Here is a 17,222-nt window from a genome sequence, read left to right as displayed (position 1 = left end):
CAGTGTCACGGGCGCCGCTCGCGCAGGGCGTCGAGGCCGTAGCGGGCGGCGATGTCGAGGCCCTCGCCGTAGTGGTGCTCCTCCAGCAGGGGCAGGATCTTTGTGCGCCACGTCCGTTCGAGGCCGCCGTCGCGGTACACGCCCGGCTTCATCAGGTACGACGGTCCGATGGCGAAGTCGGCGTCGTCGACGCGGGCGTTGAGGGCGTCGAGCAGGCGGGCGGGCTCCAGGTCCTTGCCCTCGCGCTTCAGCCAGCGGGCGAGCAGCCCGGCGGTCGGTTCGGTGCGCGGGGACAGCTCCACGAATGCGAAGCGGCGCCGCATCGCCGCGTCCACGAGGGCGATCGACCGGTCGGCGGTGTTCATCGTGCCGATCACGAAGAGGTTGGGCGGCAACGCGAAGTCGTCTCCCGAGTAGGTGAGTCGGACCGACTTCGTCCGGTACTCCAGGAGGAAGTACAGCTCGCCGAAGACCTTCGCCAGATTGGCGCGGTTGATCTCGTCGATGATCAGGAAGTGCGGGATGTGCCGGTTGCCGTCGCGGGAGGCGAGATCGGCGAGCTCCCGGAGCGGGCCGGCTGTCAGCCGGAAGGCCACCTCCCGCGTCTCGGGATCCTCCACGGGCCGGAACCCCTCGAAGAAGTCCTCATAGGCGTACGAGGGATGGAACTGCACGATCTTGACCTGCTCCGGACCGCCGCCGAGGTACTCGGCCAGCTTCATCGCCAGATACGTCTTGCCGGTGCCCGGGGGGCCGTAGAGCACCAACTGCCGTTCGTCGATGAGCAGTTCCCGCATCTCCTCCAGCCAGTCGCGGTCATGGACGAGGAGTTCGGCGGCGAGTTCCTCGGTGATGTCCGGCAGAGTCAGCTCTCGGGGCGCCGGCCGTTCCCCGGTGGTGTCGGCCGCCTCCGGGGCCGCGAGGTCCACCAGTCCGGTGAGCACGTCCAGGGCGTCCAGGACACCGGTCAGGTCGACGACATCATGCTGAACGGACAACTTCTGCTGCAGTTCCTCCGGCAGCTCCTCGTACGCGTGGCTCTGTGTGAACCAGGCGACGGTCCTGCGCAGATTGGACAGACCGCCCGGCGACGAGGCCTGTACGGCGTCGCCGGTGAGCTGCCCGATGTGAAGTCGACCGTCGCTGATGGTGGCCACGGTGTCGCCGATCCGCATCTGGGTCAGGAAGGCGTGCAGCTCGTCGACGAGACCCCGCTTCTGGTTGTACGAGGCCGCTCCCTCGTACCCGTCCTCCACGAAGCGGCGCAGCGTGCTCTTGGTCGGATCGCTCTCCTCAAGGGGCGGCAGATGCGCTGCCGGGAGCGAGACGAGGCCCTCCTGGAGCCACAACTGCCGCACCAGGTTGTGCCCGGAGACATTGGAGCCGCGCACCAGCCATGCCTTGCGCGGGGCACGCCAACCGGTGGAGAGATAGTCGGCGAGCGGATGGCCCTGCGCGGTGCGCCAGGACTCCGGGCCGGAGGCGTCGTAGCCGTACACGAGCGCGGCGGCGGCCGAGGAGGAGTTGCACTCGATGTCCCGGGCCGCCCTCCACCGTTGCTGGTCCTTCGGCAGGCCGGGGTCGGCCGTCACGTCGACGAGGCCGCCGCTCGCGCGCAGATCCGCGCGGTTGCGGCGGGCGTGGTCGCCGAGCCCGGGCCAGGCCTCGGCGGCCACCAGGGAACCCTCCCGCAGCAGGAACTTGTGCGTGCCGTTGCCGCCGAACTCGGCCAGCAGATGCCCGCGCGCCTCACCGCCCTTGGGGAGCTTGATGCGGAACTCGGGAGTGCCGGGAAGGAGCTCGGGCTGCGACATGACTCCACTCTACCTGTTGACACTGTCAATGGACTCTGTGTTGGTGAACAACGGCTCCCGAGAACCGTCACCGCTCCGTCGGCAGCACGCTTCCCACAGACGGCGGGCTGGTCACGTCCGCGAACTGGCCGCGGCCCGCCTTGGCGAGGCCCACGAGGCGTACGAGCTGTGCGTCCTGAGCCGCCTGATCGCCGCGTTCCACGGCGCCGCGCAGCTCGTCGCGGGCGGCCACGATCTCCTTCCGCAGGGTCGCCGGATAGGCGTCCTGTTCGGCCAGTTGGATGGTCGTGAGGGAGGTCCGGACCGCCGGATCGATTCCGGTCCAGAGGTCCTCGACGCGTTCGGTGTTCGCCCGCATGGCGTCGGGGTCCATGGCCTTGCGTGCGTCCATGACCGCCTCGGCGGCTTCCCGCAGTTCTTCCAGGAGCGGCGGCGGCAGCAGCCCGCGCCCGCTCCGGGAGGCGATGCTCGCCTGCGCGTGGGCACTTCGGGCCCGCGTGCACAGGTCCAGAGTGGTGCGGGCGGATTCCAGGAGCCCGTCCAGGGAACGGCCCACGGTCTCTCCCCTGGCGAGCGCCGCCAAGTCGGCCTGGGCCTCGGTGAGGGCGTCGAGTTCGGCGGCGGTCAGGCCGTGCTTGAAGTCGGCCAGGAAGCGGGCGTAGCGGTCGTGGAGTTCGGCTGCCTTCCTGCCCGTACCTGTGGAGACCAAGCTGCGGCGGAGCTCCGCGCCTCGCCAGTCGCCGGAGCCGAGGCGGTACTGCAAGGCGATGGTCCGGTCGGCATCGAGCTTCGCCTGAACGGTGAGCGGCACCTCTCCGCGGAGTCCCTCGGTGCGTTCGTCGACGAAGCTCCCGCAGAACTCGTTGCGCTGCGCCGAGCGCACGTGCGGTCCTTCCCAGAGCTGGAAGCGCACGGATGCGCCGTTGTCGCTGCGTACCGCGAGGTCGTCGACCCGGTGCCATTCGGTCGGGTAGTGGGTGCCGCCGGGGAAGAGGACTTTGAGGGAGCCGTCGTCCAGCTCAAGGCCGATGTGCTGTGCCGTGACCTGCTGGGGAAGCGCGGTGCCGAAGTCGCCGCCGCAGAACGAGCAGGTGCTGAGACCGGGGGCATTGACCATTCCGCAGCCGGGGCACTTCAGCCCGCCCAGGTCCAGCGGCGCGTCGCAGTCCAGGCACGCGGTCGCGGAGGCGGGGTTGTCGTTGCGGCCGCACTCCCGGCACTCCGTGCGGATCGTCGCCGGGGCGACAGCCCGCAGTCCGGACAGATCCGTGGTGCACACGGGGCAGACGGCGGTGAGTTCGGAGGCAGGGACGTGGCAGCCCGGGCAGTCCACGGTGGCGGCACCGAAGAGTGGGGTGTCACAGGACGGGCAGGCGTCCTCGGTGACAGGGATGCCCTCGATGGTGCAGCTCTCGGCAGGGCAGTCGAGGGTGTCGAGGAGACCGGCCTCCACGGCGGCACCGTGGGCGACGGCCATCATGGGGTCCACCGCGTCCGACACCGTGTCCTCGCCGAAGAGTCCCTGAAGATCACGCCGGACGGCAGGGATGCGAGTGGATCCGCCGACCAGGAGGACCCGCTGGATGTCCTCGGGCAGCGAGCCGCTCTCCGTCAGCACCGACGAGACCGTGTCCCGCATCCGGCCGAGGTGCTCGGTGAGGAGATTCTCGAAGTCGGTGCGCCGTACCGTCCCCGACCAGGATCCGCCCTGGAGACCGAGCGGAGCGAGCGTCACGTCGAAGGCGTCCCGCGCGGACAGTTCGACCTTCGCGCGCTCGGCGGCGGCCCGGATGCGGGAGGCGTCCCCTTCGCCGCCGTGGTCACGTCCGTCGAGCCGCTCGCGCAAGTGGCGGTCCAGCAGCGCGTCGAAGTCCGCCCCGCCGAGGAGGTTGTCCCCACCCAGCTGATCCACCGAGAAGTAACCGGGCCCGATCGTCAGCAGGGACACGTCGAAGGTGCCGCCGCCCAGGTCGAAGACGAGCAGGGTGGCGTAGTCCGGGGTCCCGTTCTCGCCCGACCTGATACCGAAGGCGTGCGCGGCGGCGGTCGGTTCCTTCACGATCCGCGCCACATGGAACCCGGCCAGCCGTCCGGCTTCGCGCACCGCATGGGTCTGCGGCTCGGCGAAGTACGCCGGCACCGTGATCACCGCACGCCGGAACGGCACTCCCGCCGTGTCCTCGGCATCCTTCTTGAGCCGTCGCAGCAGGACGGCGGAGACCTGTACGGGGGAGAGGTAGTGCTCGCCGAGCCGGATCTCCACCGAGCCGTCGGCTCCGGCCCGCACCGGCGGCGCGTCGTCCGGACGCGTGGCGAGCGCCTGCTGTACGAGGTCGTCGTCCCAGCGCCGCCCGATCAGCCGCTTGACCTCGGTGATGACGGAACTCGGGTCCCCCTTACGCCAGTTGAGGGCCTCTTGCCCCACCAGCAAGCCGCCTCGGGAGTCGATGCCGAGGGCGGACGGGGTGGCCGGATCGCCGTGCCGGTTGGGCAGGACGGCTGGGACGCCGTCGTGCAGCCAGGCCGTGACGGAGTTGGTGGTGCCGAGGTCGATACCGAGAGTCCGGTGCATGGCAGGGGGCTTCCTGATCGTCATGGAGCGTCGAAGGCGAACGGGGCGGTGCGGTACGGGTGGGTCGGGTCAGGTACGGCGGGAGCGGCGTCCGCGCCCGGCCGAGGGCTTGCGTGGCAGGCGGAGCCGTTGAGAGCGGGTGGTGCGCTGCGGCTGCGTTCGCTTGCTGCCTGAAGCGGCGATCGTGACCGAGGGTTCGGGTTCGGGCTTGGGCTCCGGTGCCGGTCCAGGCACGGCGATGACCACCCGCGGGGCCCGCAGGACGGCGCCGCCCAGGCGGAAGCCGGTGGCCTTCTCCCTGAGTACCGTGCCCTCCGGCCAGGTCGGATGCGGTTCCGTACCGACGACGCGCATCTCCGCCGGATCGACGACCCGGCCCACCACGTCCACCGGGATGACGTCGTGCTGGGCCAACTCGCTGCGCAGGATCCGGTGCGCCGCGTCGACCTGCTCGCTCAGCGCGATCGCGGCCGAGACCGCCTCACGCGGGGACCGCGCCTCGTGCAGGGCACCGGCCCGGCGGCTCGTGTCCGCGAGGACGTCGTCCAGCGACAGCAGCGCGGTCAGCAGGTCACGCAATCGGGCCTCGGCCTCCTCGCGCTTGCGGGACAACGCCTCGACCCGGCGCCGCAGCTTGTCGAGTTCGGACGGCGGGCCGGTCGACACGGCCGGGGCGGACTCGGTCACGGACGCTCCTCGGAGGCTTGCTGGGGCAAGGGCGGGGTGAGCATTTCGGCGACGAGAGCGGCGACGGGACTGCGAGAATCCTTGTCGGCGCGCTCGATGAGCCCGTGCCTGACGGGATCCTGTCGGGCCTTGGCCAGCGCTTGTGCCGCCTGCCTGCGCAGGGGCAGGGGGCGGGTGCCCGGCGCGATGCCAGGCACGAGTTCGTGGAGCGTGGGGCCGAACCAGGGGATCGGGGGGAGTTCGCTGGCCCCGCGGTCCGGGGCGGCGGATGCGTCGGGGGTCAAAAGAGAGCTTCCTGTCCGGTGTCGTCATGACCGTTCTTGCCGGAGCGAGGCCCGGGGCTGGGGCCGAAGAGCAGTCCCTGGGCGGGCAGTTCGGCCCCGATCCGCTCCGCGCACGCGCGGTCGCGCTGCGCCCCGCCCGGATCGCCGGTCCGCTCGCGCTCCCGGGCGCGGTTCAAGTAGGCGGATTCCACGGTCTGATCGAAACGGGCACTCACACCGGTCCGCATCAGATCCCGGAGGAACAGCTCGATGACGTCCGACGGGGTCGCGGTGGCTTCCAGGTGCTCCGCGAGCAGGAGAACGGCGGTGTCCATCTGCTCCCTGACCTGGCTGGTCCGGGCAGGGCCCGCGATGTCCACGGCCATGCTCAGCAGTTCGACGCGGTGCTCCATGGTGGCGCGGGTGTCGTCGGTGTCGGGGGCGATGGTTGCGGTCATCGCCAGTCCCGCGTAGTGGTCCTGGAGCCATATCCGGGCCGGCACGCACTCCGGGTCGCGTTCGAGCAGGCCCCGCACGTCGTCGACACAGAGCTTGTCTCCTCGGGCGAGGTCCGCTCTCAGGTGCTTGTCGAGGCCCGACCGGGCGTCAGGGTCCCCGGGCGTCACGTCCAGGGCACGCGCGAAACGCCTACGGCTCTGCGCCGGGTCGCTCTTGAGCAAGCGCTGACCTTCACGCACCAGCACGGCGGTCAACTCAGCCGCCACGGAGGAGTTCTGCGGCAGAAGGGCATGGGCCAGGCCGAGGCCCTGGATCCGTGTGACGGCTGAGTAGCCACGCCCGTTGTTGGTCCGCCCGACGTTCGTCGCGGCACGCAGTACGGCCTGCTGCTCCTTGGCCCCGAGGCGGCGTCCGAGCCGCGCCGCCGTGCTGAAGTCCGAGAGCGCCGAAGTCCACTCACCGGCCCGCACCCGGTCCTGGCCCCGCCCCGCAAGAGCCTGGGCCAGCGCGTCGGCGCAAGCACGGTGGTCGGGTGCGTCCACGGTCCAGGCGGTCGTGTCGGGATGGCGCGCGGTGTAGGCGTCGAGGAGGTCGGTACGGCGGCCATGTCGTACGAGATGACCGGCGGCGAGCCCGAGGGGGATGAGAGCGTCGGGGGCGGCGGCGGAGGGGACGACGACGGGGTCGAGGCCGTCGCGCTCGGCCTCCCAAGCCGTCCGCCACGCGGAGAGGGCGTCACGGCCGGCTCGGACGTCCAGGGCGTGCAGCAGGTCGGTGATGCGTCCGTGCAGATGGCGACGGGCTTCGTCCCAGAGTGTCTCGGGTACGGGGGTGTCGCGCCGTTCGCTGAGGAGCCCGTGGAAGTCGCTCAGATCCTCCTCGTCCAGGAGCTGTGCCCACAGGACGATCGCGAGCGCGGCGGTACTGGCTTCGGTGTGCCGTCCGTCTTCGCTCAGCCTGCGCAGAGCACTCACCGCAAGGGAGTGGACGATGTCTGTGTCGGCCCAGCCCAGGTCGTCTCGGTCAGGGCACCATCGGGCCGCCTCCGGCCAGTTTCCCGCACGAGCGGCCAGGGCGGCGCGGAGTATGGCGTAACGCATTGAGGTGTCGTCGGTGTCGGACGTGCCGAACTCGTTCTGGAACCGCTGGAGAAGCGGCCGTACGAGACGGAACTCCGCGCGGTGGAAGGCGTGTTCGGCATCGAGCAGGAGGCTGCGTGCCGTGACGGTCCGTTCGGGCTCGCCGGTGTCTTTCCCCTGCACGGTCTGTCGTCCCCCATGATCCCCCGTCCTGCAAGGGACCACCGTAAGGAGGCGTGTTGGCAACGTCAACGCGTGATCGGGCGGGATGGCTGATTTGCGCTGGGTGCCTCTCAGGCCGGGCTGGCCAGTTCGGCTCGCACGGTCTTGCCGCTGGGTGGGTGGGGCAGCGTCTCCCAATGGTCGGCGATCGCGGCGACGAGGGCGAGGCCGCGTCCGTTGGTGTGGAGTGCCGTGTCGGAGGAGGCGGCGGTCGTGGGCTGGGGTTGCGGCCATCTGTCACCGCGTGCATCGGTGACATCGATGCGGAGGCGGTCGGCCGGGGCGTCGAACACGAGGGTCAGCCGGAAGCTACGACCGGGCAGGCGCCCATGGAGTACGGCGTTCGCGGCGAGCTCCGCGACGACGATCTCGGCACGCTCCGTGAGGTCGTGCGGGGCGTCCCAGGACCGTAGTTGGCTCACGCTGAGCAGCCGGGCGAGGCGGGCGCCGCGCGGGGTGGGGGAGAGCAGCTGCGTGAAGGTGATGGAGGGGGTGGTGAGTTGGGGTGGGGATTGGCTCATGGAGCCAGCGTGGCGGGGGTGTGGGGGCTGTTGCGAGCGCGGCACCCCGTACGCGGAGTCAGCGTACGGGCACGCAGGGTGGACAGTACGTCTCTTCTGACGTCACGCTGAGTGGTGATCGTGTGCGGGCCCGAAGGGCTGGAGAGAGGGGCGGCGGATGGACATCGTCGAGGCGGAGACGGATGCGGAGGCGGTTGTGGGGGTTGGGGCCGCCCGGACAAGTCCGGCGGGGGAGTGGGAGCGGGAACCTCATCCGTCCGACAGTCTGCGTACGTTCGGGGCGGTCGTCCAGGCGTTGCGGGAACATGCGGGGCTGAGCCGGGAGGAGCTTGCCGCGATCGTCCAGTACTCCAAACACACCGTGGAATCGGTGGAGTTGGGGCGCCGGATGCCGGACGAGGCGTTCGTGGCGCGGGCGGAGGGGGTGACCGGCAACACGGGTGCGCTGCGGCGGGCTGCGCGTCATCTGAGCCGGGGGGAGGTGGGGCTGGCGGCTTGGTTCCGGCGGTGGGCTCGGCTGGAGCGGGAGGCGGTGAGTCTGTGCACGTATGAGTGTCGGCTGGTGCCGGGGTTGTTGCAGTCGGAGGCGTATGCGCGGGCGGTGTTCGAGGGGACGATTCCGCTGCGGACGGATGGGCAGCTGGAGGAGCAGCTGGCTGCGCGGATGGGGCGACAGGAGATGATGCGGGAACGGCCGACCGTGCCGTTCAGCTTCATTGTCGAGGAGCATGTCTTCCGGCGGCGGTTCGGGGACGCGGGGGCGATGCGTGAGCTGTTGGACCATGTGCTGGAGCGGAGTGCTCCGCGCAATGTGACACTGCAAGTCGTGCCGTTGGATGCAGGGTTGCACGCGTGCCTTGATGGGCCCGTGCAGGTTCTGGAGACTCCGGAGGGGCGGCGGCTCGGCTACTCGGAGGGGCAGAAGAACGGGCGGCTCATCTCCGACTCGAAAGAGGTGAGTGTGCTCTGCCAGCGCTATGAAACACTGCGCTCGCAGGCCCTGAACCCGACGGAATCGCGGGGCCTGCTGGAGCGACTGCGAGGAGAGCTATGAGCAGCGGTACGACGGAACTCGCCTGGTTCAAGTCCAGCTACAGCGGCAGCGAGGGCGACAGTTGCGTGGAGATCGCTCTTGCTGAACAGGCCGTCCACGTAAGGGACTCCAAGGATGTGAGCCGCCCGGCTTTCGTGGTCGGTCGTGAGGGCTGGCGGTCGTTCGTGCGGTTCGTGGACCACGCCTGAGCGGAGTGGTGCACGAGTTGGTGGCGCTTCGATCAGGCGCCACCGCAGCACTTACGGGGCATCGGCCTGGGTGTCGTCGTCCTCGTCGTCGGTCGCCAGTGCGGCCGGTAGCGGCAGGCCGTACTTCTCGCACAGGAAGCGGGTCTGGCAGTACCGCTGGGCGTCGGCGGCCACCCTGCCGAGGATCGCGGCGTTCATGCCCGCGCCGACGAGAATCCCCACGAACGGCACGACCTTGGCGACGCTCTGCACCGGCACCCTGGAGCCGGCCGGGCTGAGCTGCTGCATCAGCTTCTCCAGGGCGGCCACGAGGCGATGGTCCTGGCGGAGCTTCTGCGACCAGTTGACGCGTCCCTTGAGCGCGTGCGCTGCCCGTGCTGTGTCGCGCAAGGGCTCGGCCTTGGCCGCCTGGGCCATGAAGGACCGGCGTACCAGGCGCTGGATGAACCGCTGCTCGTCGGGGTCCTTGGCGTCGTAGCCGTAGGAGTACGCGATCCGCGAGGCGATCGACGTGCTCAGTACCTGAATGACGAGGATGTCCGCCGTCATCGCGGCAGGGATACCGGCGACGGGGACCAACGCCAGAACGCCCATGGCGCCGCCTTCGAAGGCCCCTGCGGTGCGCCATTTGAGGGTGTTGCGGGTCAGCAGCCGGTCGCAGAACTTGAGGTCCTGCTTCCGCAGCTCGGTGAAGCTTTCGAGTTCGAGCCCCTGTTTGCGAGCGAGTTTCTCGACGTTCTTCGGGTCGTTGAGCTCCCTGGCCGACTCGTTGACGAGTTCAAGCAACGCCGCAGCGCCCGCTAGCGCCGGTCGCAGGGCCTTGTCGGCGACCGCGTCGCCCGCGCGCCGCATGGGCTCCGAGACAGCGTCCGGGACCACGTCCGCGACCCGTCTCGTGGCCTTTCCGGCGGCCTCGCTGGTGCGACTCAGCGCTGTGCTCGCCCAGTTCGGCAGGCCGCGGCGGTTGTTGCGGCGCTGCCAGTGGTCGTTGAGCCTGGCCCATACCTGCTCGTCGTACTTGCTCATCGCGGGTATGCCGTCGAGGAGGTGGCCGGCGTCGGGGCTCACTGAGGTTCTCCGTTTCGACGGTGGGCCTGTTGTGCGGGTTCTCGTGACACTTCGACACCTGAAGTGCGGGCCCGCGCAGGGTGGTTGGGCCCGCTTACGCCTTCGGGGCGGTTCAGGATCAGGCTGTCAGGCTGGGTGCCGGGGGCCCTGGCCTGGAGGCGGGGCGAGGGGGGAACGGTACGTGCCGGACTCGACCTCGGTGAGCGGGGATTCTAGGGTCAGGCCGGAGGTGGCCATGCGGTCGTACTCGGTGAGGACGAGGCGCTTGGTCCGGTACTCGCCGAACGCGGAGATCTCGTTGTTCTTGAGGCCGCCGGACTCCGTCTGGAAAGACTCCAGGATGTAGTCGGTGTCCTCACGAGAGATCCCGTAGAGGTGGAAGAAGTACGCGTCCAGTTCGGCGCGCAGCTGTGCACGTCGGTCCTCGTCCCACTGGAACGGCTCGCCCTCGTCGTCGAGGTCGCGAGCGAGAGGGTTCATGTCGTACGCCGTGTAGACAAGTTCGAGGACGCGGGGGAGGAGGAAGGGGAGGTGAGGTTCGAGGGTGGTAGGTGTGGGGACTGGGAGTTGCTTCCAGATGAAGATCTTCATGTGCGCGTCGCTGATCTTCTGGCGGCTCACGAAGTCGAAGACCAGAGAGGACTGCGTGGCTAGGAGTGCAGCAATCAGCGGTGGAGAGACGCGGGGGAGCATAAGGGGGAAGGTCTCAACGACGGCGGCTCGAGGGAGGAACGCGGGGATGGCGGTGCGCTCGTTGGTGAAGTAGGTGATGTCACGCCATCCCAACAGCCAGTCATGCGTCCAATGCGTTATGGCGAGGCGTTCGCCGACGCCACGCACCTCGGTGTCCTTGCCGCGCCGGACTGTTGAGATGGGACCGTCTTCCAGGACCCAGTATCGAGGCTCAGCGCATGCCGCAGGATCGGATTTCTCCGAGGTGCTGATGCGGCGCCGGTCTTCGCTGCCAGTACCGGTGAATGAGTTCCAGCGGTGGTCGAAGAGGTGAGCCATCTTGCCCTCGTACAGCGGCAGCATCCGTTCGCCGTCGCGCTCGAAGATGTTGCCCTGGAGTTCCCACCCCTCAGCCTCAAGGTTGTTGCGACTGCGGTAAAGATCGGAGTCGTCCGTTGTGTTGAACAGGTTCTTAAAGGACATACCCCAGGGGTTGCCGTGCCGGTCTCCTTCGTTCCACAGCACGGGGATGAGCCGGTGGATTTCTGCCACCAGGTCCGCTTCGCGCTGGGATCGTAGCTTGGGGAGGGTGCCCGTGTTGGGGTTGATGATGGCCAGGTCGTCAGGTTTGAGTGTAACGACGCGGTCCTGCTCGTAGATGTCTGTGACATCGGACATGGAAAACCCGAGGCGGGCCACGTCCGCTTTCCTTGCCCGCCCTGTCACGGACAACAGGCAGAACGATTGCTTCGAGTCGATGTCAAACCACTTGCCGCCCCTGGGAAGCGCTGGAGACTTCGGGCGTCTCACCTCGAAGTCGTACAACGACGCCAGCGTGCCCCGCCGTGTGAAATCCGCGAACAGATGTTGGGAGCCCGCACCCGTTGCAATGGCCGTCGGCACGATAAGGCCGAAGCGCCCGTCTGGTGCTACCACACTGGAAGCCCGCTCTGCGAATAGCGTGTCGGTTTGTAGGGAGTTGACGCCTGGCTCCGTCAGCCCCTTCGCACACAACGGGAACACTCTCGAGTCCCCTGCGAAGTGGAACGTCCCCTTGATCGCACGCCGCGCTTCCCGGTATAGCTTCCTGGCCTCAGGATTCTCTTGCTCCCACTCGGCGATGCGAGTACGCCGTGCTGTACCGGAGATTGCCGCGATCTCCGGCGCGACCACGCTGAAGTACTTCTTGTCCTCGAAGTCGACCTTGTCCCACGGCGGATTCCCCACCACACAAGAGAACCCCCCGGCCCACCCCGTCCCTGAATCAACGGACCCCGCCCCGGCCGACACATCCCCGTCCTCCGGAACCGCGAAGATCTCCGGGAACTCCAAGTGCCAGTGGAAGAAGGCGTACTGGTCCCGCAACCTCACGATCTCGTCGTGGGTCGACTGCGGCGCCGCGTCCCCCTCCGGATCCTCCAGCCCTCGGAACACCTTGTGCGTGATGGCTGGCGGAGCCTCCTCGCTCTTCACCCAGACGAACGCCGCACACCATGCGTCCGCGAGATGCAGGGCCCGCAGATACTCGGCCGAATTTGCCCAGTCCCGGTAGTCGGCTTCCTTGCGGCGGATGTCCTTGAGGTCACCGGCCGGGGCCGCCGTGATCCGGCGCAGCCCGCGCGCGAACGAGCCGTTGGCGACCTTCGTCTCCGTCTCGACCTCGAACAGCCCGCCCTGGCCCTCACGTTCGTGCGCGTTACGGGCAAGCAGCTGCCGTGCCCACCCCTCGTCGTCACCCTCGGCCTTCTTGAACGCCTTGTCCGGGATCCCGTCCCGCATCAGCGCAGGCGTCGCACCAATCAAGCCGTTGCCGTGCTTGATGTGGGCGTCCAGGAAGCCGAGCGGTCGGCCGGGCTCCATCGCCTCCAGCCACAGGGACACCTTGGCTAGTTCGACGGCCATGGGGTTGAGGTCCACGCCGTACACACAGCGCTCGACGACCTGGTGCAAGGCATGCCGCACCGCCCTGTCCGTGGGCTCCGGGTTGCGCTTCCGCACCGCGGCGACACGCTTCGCGATACGCCGGGCCGCCGCCACCAGGAAGTGCCCGGACCCGCACGCGGGGTCGCACACTGTGAGGGACAGGAGCTCCTCGACGATCGTGTCGGCGGGGTCGGGCCGCCCCTCGGCGCTCGCGCGCTGCTCCCCGCGCTTGACGGCGTCGTCGATCACCGGGTTCAGCGTGGAGTCCAGCAGGGTCTCGGTGAGCGGGGTCGGGGTGTAGTAACTGCCGGTCTTCTTGCGGTCGTTGCCGATCCGGTCGACCAGTTCGAAGGTACGGTCGGCCGCGCTGTGCTTCGGCACCAGCTCCAGCAACGCCTCGTACACGGACCCCAGTTCCTCGGCGCCCATTCGCAGGTAGTCCACCGGACGCCAGCGCGCGGAACCGGCGTCCCGTACGCGGGCCAGGTGCTTGACCGCCTCGAAGAGGTGACGGTTGGCGAGCCGCACGCCACGCAGGGGCCTGTCGGCAGGGGTGTCGTTGAAGAGGCCGCCGAGTCCCTTCAGGCCCAGCTCGGGGCGGCCCTGCTCGGAGCCCAGCCCCTCGATCAGCAGCTCCAGGGCGCGGTACCGGTCGTCGTGCGCAGTGCCGAGGCGGCGTAGCGCGTGACGGCGGAGGCGGGCCGTGGAGAAGTAGCGGGAGAAGCGGTCGACGGTCCGTTCGTCCGCGTCGGGGTCCAGCAGGGCGCCCCGGTCCTCGGCCACGAAGAGGAAGATCATGCGGTAGATGAGCCGCAGCAGGGCCGTCTGGAAGGCGTGGACGTCCAGGTTGGTGCGCAGGTGGGTGTTGTCCGGGTGGCTCAGGAAGCCGGTGCCGAGGACGGTGAGGGCCGCCTGGACGCCGTCGCGGAAGTGGTCGAGGGCCCGGCTGCCGGACTCTATGGCGACCGTACGCCACTTCTCCAGCCAGCACCCCGAAGCCGCCGCCCCCTCCGGCACCGCGAACCGCGACGCGTGCAGCAGGCTGTACAGCAGCACGAACTCGCTGAACAGCTCACCGTCGAAGAGCGCCTCCAGGTCGAACTCGACATAGGCGGCCGTAGAGAATGACGACGAGTCGCGCAGCAGACGCAGACGCCGGCCATTGGTCAGGACCGCCCACAGGTGAGCCTCCGTACGGTTCAGGCAGTCCTGAAGCATCGACTGCGCCGGAACCTGCCCCGCCGCCGGGCGCTTGTCCAATTCCTGGTTCCAGGGGATCAGGTGGACCAGGGCCGGACCATGCCGGTGCGAAACCGGGAACCGCTTCTCCGGCTCCGAGTCGGCCGGGATACCCCCCTCCCCGACCTCCGTCAGCGCACCGAAGTCCAGCTTCCGGAAGAGCTGGGCGAGCCAGTCGGTACCGGCCCGGCCCGTCGGGTCGGCAGCGGGGGCGCCGGTGTTCGGGTCGGAGGGCAGGGCCTTGCGCAGGTCGCGCCAGAGCGGCTTGAGGTACTCCCAGGCACGCTCGGCCTCGTCGCGTACCGGGACCGACGCGGGCAGGCCGTAGTCGGCGGACTTGGTGCCCGGCAGGTTCCGCGCCTCGGCGATGCGCAGCAGCATGTCGGCGGGGAGCAGCCCGCCGACCGTGGTGACGGCGGTGAAGGCGAGGGCGGTGCGGGTGGCGGTGACGGGCATCAGGCTTCGGCTCCGGACACGGTAGAAGCGGGCTGCTGCGGCAGGTAGACGTACACACCGAGGACGTCGGCGGGCTCCTGCGGGACGACCTTCAGGCCGCGGACGATCTCCTCGTTGGCCTTGCGGACCCGGCGGTGCGAGGCGTCGAGTTCGGCGGCCAGGCTCGTGCCGTACTCCGTGAGATGCCCGGCCAGATCCGGCAGACCGTCCAGCGCACGGCCGATCTGGTTGCGGGCGAGCTGCTCATGGGTGTTGGCACTGGCTCGCGCGGCCAGCAGCGCGGCGGCCGCTTCGTCGTCCAGCCAGCGGGCACGCGACGGCATCCCCTCGTACGCGAGCAACCGGGCGTCCTCCGCGACCAGTTGCCGCTCGCCGGTGCGGGAAGGCAGCGTGAGGTGGAAGCGGTACCGCACGAGCAGGAGCGTGGTCCGGATCGTCACCGCGTCCGTCGTCACCACACCGCAGCGGCGCGCCGGGCGCGGGCCGGGGGTGTTCGCGTCGAGCGCCGAGTCGAGGACGTACGAGGCGATCGCGCCGATCGCCGGGTCGGTGCGGACCAGCGCGGCCTCGCCCCGGCCGATCGCCGGTGTCGTACGGAACGGGATCTCCCGGTCCTCCTCGATCAGGCGTCCGCCGAGTGTGGCGGCGAGTGCGTCACGCAGGCCGGCGGGAGCGCCGCCGGCCTGGGCGGTGAAGTCCCCACTCTCGTCACGTGGGTCGCGGACCAAGGCGTCTAGGTCGCGCAGTGCTTCCAGGGCGAAGCCGCGCACCTCGTCGGCGCCGCCGAGCGCGGCCCGTACGGCGGCGACCTCGCGGGCCACCTCCTCCGGGTGGATGCTGCGCTGGGCGTACTTGGACTGGGAGGTCTTCTCCCGCTCGGCGGCCGAGGACCACTCGCGCTCGATACGGTCGAAGGACTCCTGGTGGCTGTCGAGCTCGAACAGGCTCTCCTGGCTGCCGTGACGGCCGTGCAACAGCAGCCACTCCACGACGGCGTCCGTCACCCCGGAAGCCGTCTCGTCGGGGACGGAGACCGAGATGCCCAGGTCCTTCTTGATCTGCCGGTGCTTGGCGAACAGCACCTCCAGGACCTTGCCGTCGATGCCGTTGTCCTCGCCGAACATGGTGATGACCCGGATCTGGTCGCGCTTTTGGCCGTACCGGTCGACGCGGCCCTCGCGCTGGTCGTGGCGGGTCGGGTTCCAGGCCAGGTCGTAGTGGACGACGGCGTCGAAGTAGTGCTGGAGGTTGACGCCCTCGGAGAGACAGTCGGTGGCGATCAGCACACGGCGGACGGCTGGGTCGCCCGCTTCCTCGGCGGATTCGGCGGCGAGCTGCTCGATGCGCTCCAGACGCTGCTGCGGGGAGAGGGTGCCGGTCACCGCGGCGATCTTCGTCTTCTTGCCGAGCTTGCCGTCGAGCTGAGTGGCCAGGTACTCGGCGGTCGGGATGTAACGGCAGAAGACGATCGGGTGGTAGCCCTCGGCGATCAGGCTCTTCAAGTGCTTGGTGAGAGCCTTGAGCTTCGCGTCCTCCGCCGGGCCTACCAACTCCGCGGCGCGCTGCGAGAGTTCGAGCAGCCGGGCACCCGCCTCCTCCGACTCGGCGGCGCCCGGAGCGACGTCCATGCCCTCCAGACGGTCGTTCTCGGCGGAGTCGGCGGCGACCGGGGCGCCCAGGACATCCGCCTCCTGTGCGGTGCGGGCGGCGGCGGACTCCGAGCGGGTCTTCAGGGTCTGGGCGGCGGCGGCCGGGGAGGAGACCATCGAGCGCAGCAGAGCGATCACCGACCACCAGGCGACCCGGGCCTCCCGCCTGCCCTGCTCACCGGCGGCCTGGACGCGGTCCCTGGCATAGGCGATGGCGTCGTCGAGCAGTGCCCGGTAGGCAGGGCCGAGCTTGTACGGTTCGTCCTTCGTCCAGCGGTCGGACGGGAACGCGGTGCGCTCGGCCAGGGAGTCGTCGCTGAGGCCGTCCTCCTTGGTGAGGTAGGTGCGGACGTCGGCGCGCTTGCGGGCCACGAAGTACTCGGCGAGTTTCGCCCGCCCCGCCGGTGTCTCCAGGTTCAGCGTCGCGAGCTCCGGCCGCACCAGGCCGAGCAGGTTGCGGAACGCGGACTCCTTGCCGGAGTGCGGGGTCGCGGTCAGCAGCAGCAGGTGGCGGTCGGCGTCGGCGGAGATCCGGCGCAGCAGTTCGTAGCGGAGCTGGTTGGAGGTGAACGAGGCGGTGCCCTGCCCGGCGTCGTCGGCGGCCACGCAGCTGTGGGCCTCGTCGACGATCACCAGGTCGGGGCAGTTCCGTACGAAGTCCTCGCGGTGCCGGGTCGACTTGATGAAGTCCGTCGAGATGATCGTGTACGCGTGCTTGTCGAACAGGGACTGGCCCAGTTCCAGACCGCGTTCGAGCCGCGTCACCGTGGAGGCCAGGACCAGCTCGGCGTCGATGCCGAACTTCTCCCGCAGCTCACCCTGCCACTGCTCGGCCAGCGCGGGAGCACAGAGAACGGCCAGCCGGGTCGCCTCGCCCTGCGCGAGCAACTCCTTGGCGATCAGGCCCGCTTCGACCGTCTTGCCGATGCCGACGTCGTCCGAGATCAGCAGCCGCACCGTGCGCTGCCGCAACGCCATCAGCAGCGGAACCAGCTGGTAGGCCCTGGGCTCCACCGCGATCGACGCCAGCGAACGGAAGGGGCCCGCACCCGACCGGAACCCGATGCGCAGCGCCGTCCGCAGCAGACCGGCGGCCCGCTGATCGCCCAGGTCGGTTGGGCTCGGCGCCGCGAACTCGGCCGGCCGTACGTCCTCGAAGGCGGGGAAGACGGCCGCGATGTCGTCCTCGCTCCCGCCCAGCGGGCGCAGCACCAGCATGTCGGAGGCGCTCTCGGGCAGCACCACCCATTCCCGGCCCCGGGCGGCGACCAGGGAGCCGGCTGTGTACCTGAGGCTCATGAGATGTCTCGGTTCCTAAAGTCGTAAAGGTCGGGAGCCGCTGAGACGAACAACGGA

At 69.5% G+C, this 17,222-nt stretch carries 11 protein-coding genes; 2 read left to right on the top strand and 9 right to left on the bottom strand.

Translation table 11 applies throughout. The features are described from left to right. Positions 1-5: 5 nt before the first annotated feature. From AC068D_RS27690 to AC068D_RS27665, 6 genes are all read right to left on the bottom strand, one after another. Positions 6-1,814, bottom strand: a complete 1,809-nt coding sequence (locus AC068D_RS27690) for an AAA family ATPase (RefSeq protein ID WP_478825809.1) — start codon at positions 1,812-1,814, stop codon at positions 6-8. 67 nt (positions 1,815-1,881) lie between these two features. After that, positions 1,882-4,386, bottom strand: coding sequence for an Hsp70 family protein (locus AC068D_RS27685; protein WP_478825808.1), 2,505 nt, complete (start codon positions 4,384-4,386; stop codon positions 1,882-1,884). Positions 4,387-4,455: 69 nt separating this feature from the next. After that, the gene (locus AC068D_RS27680; protein WP_478825807.1) at positions 4,456-5,073 is read right to left on the bottom strand and encodes a nucleotide exchange factor GrpE; all 618 of its coding nucleotides are present in this window, start codon (positions 5,071-5,073) and stop codon (positions 4,456-4,458) included. After that, positions 5,070-5,357, bottom strand: a complete 288-nt coding sequence (locus AC068D_RS27675; RefSeq protein ID WP_478825806.1) for a hypothetical protein — start codon at positions 5,355-5,357, stop codon at positions 5,070-5,072. Before AC068D_RS27675 ends, AC068D_RS27680 begins: the two co-directional genes overlap by 4 nt. Further along, positions 5,354-7,057 carry a hypothetical protein gene (locus AC068D_RS27670; protein WP_478825805.1) on the bottom strand — a complete coding sequence of 568 codons (1,704 nt, stop codon included), beginning with the start codon at positions 7,055-7,057 and terminating at the stop codon, positions 5,354-5,356. The genes AC068D_RS27675 and AC068D_RS27670 overlap by 4 nt, the downstream gene beginning before the upstream one ends. A 110-nt stretch (positions 7,058-7,167) precedes the next feature. After that, positions 7,168-7,617, bottom strand: coding sequence for an ATP-binding protein (locus tag AC068D_RS27665; protein ID WP_478825804.1), 450 nt, complete (start codon positions 7,615-7,617; stop codon positions 7,168-7,170). Between the two features lie 157 nt (positions 7,618-7,774). Here AC068D_RS27665 and AC068D_RS27660 point away from each other — a divergent pair, with 157 nt between their 5' ends. Then, positions 7,775-8,671 (top strand): helix-turn-helix domain-containing protein, encoded by an 897-nt coding sequence (locus tag AC068D_RS27660; protein ID WP_478825803.1) that lies wholly within the window; start codon positions 7,775-7,777, stop codon positions 8,669-8,671. Next, positions 8,668-8,859, top strand: a complete 192-nt coding sequence (locus tag AC068D_RS27655) for a DUF397 domain-containing protein (RefSeq protein ID WP_381456026.1) — start codon at positions 8,668-8,670, stop codon at positions 8,857-8,859. The genes AC068D_RS27660 and AC068D_RS27655 overlap by 4 nt, the downstream gene beginning before the upstream one ends. A 51-nt stretch (positions 8,860-8,910) precedes the next feature. On the opposite strand, the gene AC068D_RS27650 is transcribed toward AC068D_RS27655, so the two are convergent. The 3 genes from AC068D_RS27650 to AC068D_RS27640 form a co-directional block, all read right to left on the bottom strand. Beyond that, complete coding sequence (locus tag AC068D_RS27650; RefSeq protein WP_478825802.1) at positions 8,911-9,927, bottom strand: EcsC family protein; 1,017 nt, start codon at positions 9,925-9,927, stop codon at positions 8,911-8,913. Between the two features lie 126 nt (positions 9,928-10,053). Continuing rightward, complete coding sequence (locus tag AC068D_RS27645; protein WP_478825801.1) at positions 10,054-14,217, bottom strand: Eco57I restriction-modification methylase domain-containing protein; 4,164 nt, start codon at positions 14,215-14,217, stop codon at positions 10,054-10,056. Beyond that, positions 14,217-17,165, bottom strand: coding sequence for a helicase-related protein (locus AC068D_RS27640; RefSeq protein ID WP_478825800.1), 2,949 nt, complete (start codon positions 17,163-17,165; stop codon positions 14,217-14,219). Before AC068D_RS27640 ends, AC068D_RS27645 begins: the two co-directional genes overlap by 1 nt. Positions 17,166-17,222: the final 57 nt, after the last annotated feature.

The sequence above is a fragment of the Streptomyces sp. NPDC043861 genome, assembly GCF_056435905.1.
The sequence above is the reverse complement of the archived record's forward strand: the minus strand, read 5'-3'. Positions and strand labels throughout refer to the sequence as shown.